This window comes from Methanobrevibacter filiformis, assembly GCF_001639265.1.
GTDB classification, from domain to species: Archaea; Methanobacteriota; Methanobacteria; order Methanobacteriales; family Methanobacteriaceae; genus Methanacia; species Methanacia filiformis.
The window spans coordinates 1-1661 of sequence record NZ_LWMT01000144.1 but is presented as its reverse complement, the minus strand read 5'-3'; the positions used below and the strand labels follow the sequence as shown (position 1 = coordinate 1661).

Genomic DNA, 1661 nt, shown 5'->3' with positions numbered 1-1661 from the left:
TACCAAGACACCTGAAAAAAATATACAAGACAGAACAAGGAATAACAACCTATTTAGATCTTCAAAGAATAAAATGGGAGCAAGAAAGAGGAAAAATTATCTCAACCATGAAGTTTTTGACATAGCCAAAGTTTGAAATGTTTGTTTCATATATCTAATGAATTTCATAAAAACAGTTAAACCTCTTACTTAAACCCAAACAATTAATAGCTATGATGTCAATTCATCTCAGTGGAATTTCAACAGAATTTGATGCTGCTATAAAAATTCCTTTATTTAGTAAATATTTAGCTTCAAAAGAACCTATAAAGTAAGGATTTGATACATTTGCTTCTGGACCAAAATCAGCACGAAATTCATTAGTTGTTGGAATACGTGTAGTAGTATTAAATGTTTTGACTTCACCTGGATTAATTGATCCTACAGATTTATTTGTATATTGCCAAGTAAGTATAATATTATCAATGGAATAATTTCCAGTATTGTTAATTTTAACAATTAAATCAATTGTTTTACCTTCAGATGACAATTTCTCAGTATTTAATGTAACTTTAATTCCATTATCATCTATTTTGCCTTCAAAATTAGTAAATTTATCTAATTCATCTGTTGTATTGCCTACAGTAATTATATGATAATTAGACCTATTCGATGAATTATTAGTTATCTCTGCAACATTAACATCTACATTAATCCCTTTTAAGTTAGAAGTTCTATCAAAATAATTTGAATTAGATAATAAAAAACTAGACAATCCTATTATAATAATTAACATAATTAATAATAACCCTATAAACTTTCTATGCATTGTAACCACTTTATTAATTTTTTCTGCACAGATATCTATAATAATGGTTAATATATAAATTTATTTATATATACAAGTTTAAGCATATAATTTAAATTATAAGATATACATATTAAGACACAATTTCAATAAAAATAAGAAATTTCTTTAAATCATTTAAATCTTTAAATCATTTAAATATTATTTAAGTTATTAATATGAGATTTCGCAAAATCTATGATTTGAGAAATCATTGTCTATAAGTACCTATAAGTGTGAAAATATGAAAATTGAACAATTACTTGCTAAATGTCCAGAATGTGGGTCACAAGATAAAACAGCAAAACGCAGGATGCTTGATGAACATCGTGCTCATGCAGAATTAGATGTTATTGTTTGTGACAAATGTGGATATGTTTTTGAAGAAAATAAGAAAGAAAAAGAATAATTGGATAATTAATTGTAATAGCTATTGAATTAATAAAAATCTAAAAATTCTATATTGAAGGTGAAAAATGACATTTCACATTATGATAATTCCAACACTTAGTTGTCCATCAAAATGTAGCTATTGTTGGGGTTCTGAGGAAAATGCGGAGATAATGAAAATAGATGTGGTTAAAAATACTTTAAAATGGTTGGAAAACTTCAGAGATGAGCCTGTTCATTTTACATTTCATGGAGGAGAGCCTTTACTTGCTGGATATGAGTTTTATAAAGAATCATTACCATTAATAAAAAATAATATTGGCTGTGCAATAATTAATTTTTCAGTTGATGGATGACAGTGAATTTTCTTAGTTGTGGTTAGATTGTAAATTATTTTTTGTAGTTTTTTTTATTTGTTGTCTATGTTTTTCATTGAATATCTATT

At 25.6% G+C, this 1661-nt stretch carries 2 protein-coding genes and 1 pseudogene; 2 read left to right on the top strand and 1 reads right to left on the bottom strand.

Going from position 1 to position 1661, the window contains the following annotated elements:
- Nucleotides 1–223: 223 nt before the first annotated feature.
- Complete coding sequence (locus tag MBFIL_RS04355) at nucleotides 224–775, bottom strand: hypothetical protein (protein WP_157078657.1); 552 nt, start codon at nucleotides 773–775, stop codon at nucleotides 224–226.
- Nucleotides 776–1070: 295 nt separating this feature from the next.
- Here MBFIL_RS04355 and MBFIL_RS10135 point away from each other — a divergent pair, with 295 nt between their 5' ends.
- Entirely contained in the window at nucleotides 1071–1235 is a 165-nt protein-coding gene (locus MBFIL_RS10135; protein ID WP_084266297.1) for a TIGR04165 family Cys-rich peptide, read from the top strand.
- Between the two features lie 67 nt (nucleotides 1236–1302).
- A pseudogene (locus MBFIL_RS04350) lies at nucleotides 1303–1536 on the top strand (radical SAM protein); the annotation flags it as partial.
- Between the last annotated feature and the right edge of the window lie 125 nt (nucleotides 1537–1661).

Coding starts and splice junctions, on each gene's coding strand:
- MBFIL_RS04355 (WP_157078657.1), bottom strand. CDS start 775: ATGTTAATTATTATAATAGGATTGTCTAGTTTTTTATTATCTAATTCA.
- MBFIL_RS10135 (WP_084266297.1), top strand. CDS start 1,071: ATGAAAATTGAACAATTACTTGCTAAATGTCCAGAATGTGGGTCACAA.